The sequence below is a fragment of the Coleofasciculus sp. C1-SOL-03 genome (genome assembly GCF_040220555.1).
Classification (GTDB): Bacteria; Cyanobacteriota; Cyanobacteriia; order Cyanobacteriales; family Coleofasciculaceae; genus Coleofasciculus.
The window spans coordinates 1-2,965 of the sequence record NZ_JAVJUO010000095.1 but is presented as its reverse complement, the minus strand read 5'-3'; the positions used below and the strand labels follow the sequence as shown (position 1 = coordinate 2,965).

Sequence of the window (2,965 nt, the reverse complement as noted above, 5' to 3'; positions counted from 1 at the left end):
GAAGTACCGGGGAAAGAAATCGATAGAGGAGGGATTGACGCAATTTTAGAGAGTTTAAAATTGAGAATCAAACAACCCAAATTACAAACATTAGGAATTGTCGTTGATGCGGATCAAGATTTACTGGCACGATGGCAAGCTGTACGAAATCGACTCATGGAGAGTGGATATCAGACGATTCCGACAGTACCTCCCCCAGATGGTTGGGTGTATACACAACCAGACAAACCCCAAATAGGCGTTTGGTTAATGCCTAATAATCAACTTCCTGGCATGTTGGAAGATTTTGTTGCCCATCTAATTCCGACTGATGATAGTTTGCGTCCCAAAGCCGAGGCGATTGTGCAAGAGATTGAACAGTTGAAATTGAATCGTTACACGCCAATTCATCATCCAAAAGCCTTAATTCATAAGTGGTTAGCTTGGCAAGAAACGCCAGGAATGCCAATGGGACAAGCCATTACCGCACAGGTACTGAGTTATAAGGCTGAAATCGCGAACAAGTTTGTTGAATGGTTAAAACGTCTATTTGAGTGAGCGAATACTTCAGAATAAAGGTGGCGAATCAACCTTTCTACTCTGTTTGGTATAAGTTTAAATTAAATGCATATAATATAGGTTTTTGTGCCAACACCTAACAGGTAGGATAGACTCTCAACACAACCGGACATGATGTAATGTGCCTTGGCTAGCTGGCTATTTGCCTGTCAGCGCCAAATCCCAAGTTGATCAGCCACCCTATCTTTTGCCTGGTGGCACACCTGGAATTTTGAGGCGGATACGGTAAAGGCTATTACTGGTAGTAATGTAGAGAGATTTGTAATCGTCATCGCCCCAAGCTAGATTGGTAGCAAGTTCAGGAACTTCAATCCTGCCTAATAGATTGCCTGAGGGTGAGAAAATCCATACGCCTCCTGGTCCAGTACTGTAAACATTCCCCTCTTGGTCTACCTTCATGCCATCAGGTACACCCTTTGTACTGGGGTCTTTTAATTCGGCAAATAGCTGCCCATTTTCCAAAGTACCATCGGATTTCACATCGAAGACACGAATGTGACCTTTTTCCGAATCATTCACATATAGTTTTTCCTCATCTGCTGAAAGGGCAATGCCATTTGGGCCTACAAAATCTTTCACTAACAATGTCAGTTTCCCATCCGGTGTCAACCGATAGACACCATAGAATCCCAGTTCCTCTTGCTCAGATTTAATCCCATAGGGGGGGTCAGTAAAGTAGATACTTCCATCCGATTTGACCACGAGATCATTGGGACTGTTGAGTCGCTTTCCCTGGAATTGATTTACCAGCGTAACAATTGTGCCGTCTTTTTCAGTACGGGATATGCGGTGATTACTATGTTCAGCAGTGAGCAAACGTCCTTCCCGGTCTAGAGTATTAGCATTGGCATTGCCAGAAGGACGACGAAATATCTCTGGTTTTTGATTCGGTGTCCATTGATAGATAGTATTAGCCGGAATATCACTAAAGAGTAAGAAGCCGTTTGGATGCCAAATGGGTCCCTCTGTAAACTGAAAGTCTCCCGCTAGTTTTTCGACTTGGGTATTGTCATCTAGAATCGCTTCTAGACTATTGGGATTACCCTGATTACTCGATTGTGCTGTAGTTAGGCGGGAGTTGGTTCGAGACGTTGAACATCGAAATCCTAAATCGTTTCTGGCTTCAGTAACACCGTTGCTGGGCGCAATGGTTAAAGCCGTAAAAACCAGACTGTATAGGGTAACTCGAACGATTCGGTTTTTCATGTCAATGGCATTGATCATTACTGTGAGGCATAACAAGCTTGAGTTGGGATACTTCAATCCCAAGGAAGGCAACAGACAACAGGCAACGCCTGAATAGACAATTTAAATGCGTTTTAGCTTACTCGCTTACCAATAGTTTACAAAGTGATCAACACAGACGCTATTCCTAGCGATCTGAATGTGGTGCTTTCTGCTCTGTTTGGTATAAGTTTGAGTTAGGTGGAGATTGTGCGAGTTTCTGGGATCACGTTTGCAGAAGTGATGAATCTGACTCAACCCAAGAAAAACAAAACGATGACAGATCAATCGGTAATCGCTAAATCGTCAAGAGTTGACGGATTTGATCTGCCATGGTTTGGCTAGCACTATCCGCCGTTACCAATTCGATTTGTTCAGCACTGCTAGCACCCAATCCTAGTTCGACGGCTCGTTGAATTTGCTCTAACTGCCAAATTGAACCACTAGAAACCGCATCAGTGGTGCCAAGCGATCGCAAGATGGCAATGGCGACAGCATCAACCGCCACGCGATCGGTTCCCGCCAGCATTACCTCAGCTTTTACCTTCTTCCCAGAGGCGGGTCCACCATTGACAAAAGCCTCTACCCCATCTAATAGAATCAGCGCGGGTTTGTAGGCTTGGTTAATTTCGGCAATCATGACTCGTTGGTGAGGGGAGGAATGTAAATCCTGCATATAATTAAACGAATCCCCCGGCACATATTTAGCAACCATCCCCACGGAATTTTTCAGCGACAGGGTAAAATGACCGCCAAAACGATGAGTTTTCAAGCAACAGGTATTAACAATCGCCCCAGCATCTAAAATCGGACGAGCAAAGGCAAAGCCTTTTTGCCAGTGGGTTCCCTCGGCGGCAATATACTGCCATTGATCGGCATCCATCTCATCAAAAACAATTGTTTCCAAGCCATAGCGATCAGCCAATTGAAACACCTGTTTTTGTTCCATGGCTTGACGAGTATCTGCCATACCCGAGCGATCGCCTATGGTAATTCCTTGGCTTCCAGCAGTCTGTAACTCTTGCACCAGTGCCTCTAGGATTTGCGTATCTGTAGCGGCTGGGGCGGGATCTCCGGTGTTATAGTTGGGCTTAAGGAATATAGTGCGATCAGAGAGTCGTTCCGGTTGTAGCAAATCCAGTGCTTTTTGAGTTCCAGCTACTCGGTCATCAGTACGCACCAG

At 45.0% G+C, this 2,965-nt stretch carries 3 protein-coding genes; 1 reads left to right on the top strand and 2 read right to left on the bottom strand.

Annotation, left to right across the window (positions count from 1 at the left end; translation table 11 throughout):
* On the top strand, window positions 1–537 hold a 537-nt coding region (locus RIE73_RS16270; RefSeq protein WP_446402168.1), incomplete at its 5' end, for a DUF3226 domain-containing protein.
* A 201-nt stretch (window positions 538–738) separates the two neighbouring features.
* Here the strand turns inward: RIE73_RS16270 and RIE73_RS16265 are convergent.
* Together RIE73_RS16265 and RIE73_RS16260 are read right to left on the bottom strand one after the other, a co-directional pair.
* The gene (locus RIE73_RS16265; RefSeq protein WP_446402167.1) at window positions 739–1,782 is read right to left on the bottom strand and encodes an SMP-30/gluconolactonase/LRE family protein; all 1,044 of its coding nucleotides are present in this window, start codon (window positions 1,780–1,782) and stop codon (window positions 739–741) included.
* Window positions 1,783–2,080: 298 nt separating this feature from the next.
* Window positions 2,081–2,965, bottom strand: an 885-nt coding sequence (locus tag RIE73_RS16260) for a DUF362 domain-containing protein (protein WP_446402166.1), incomplete at its 5' end; no start/stop codon positions are given.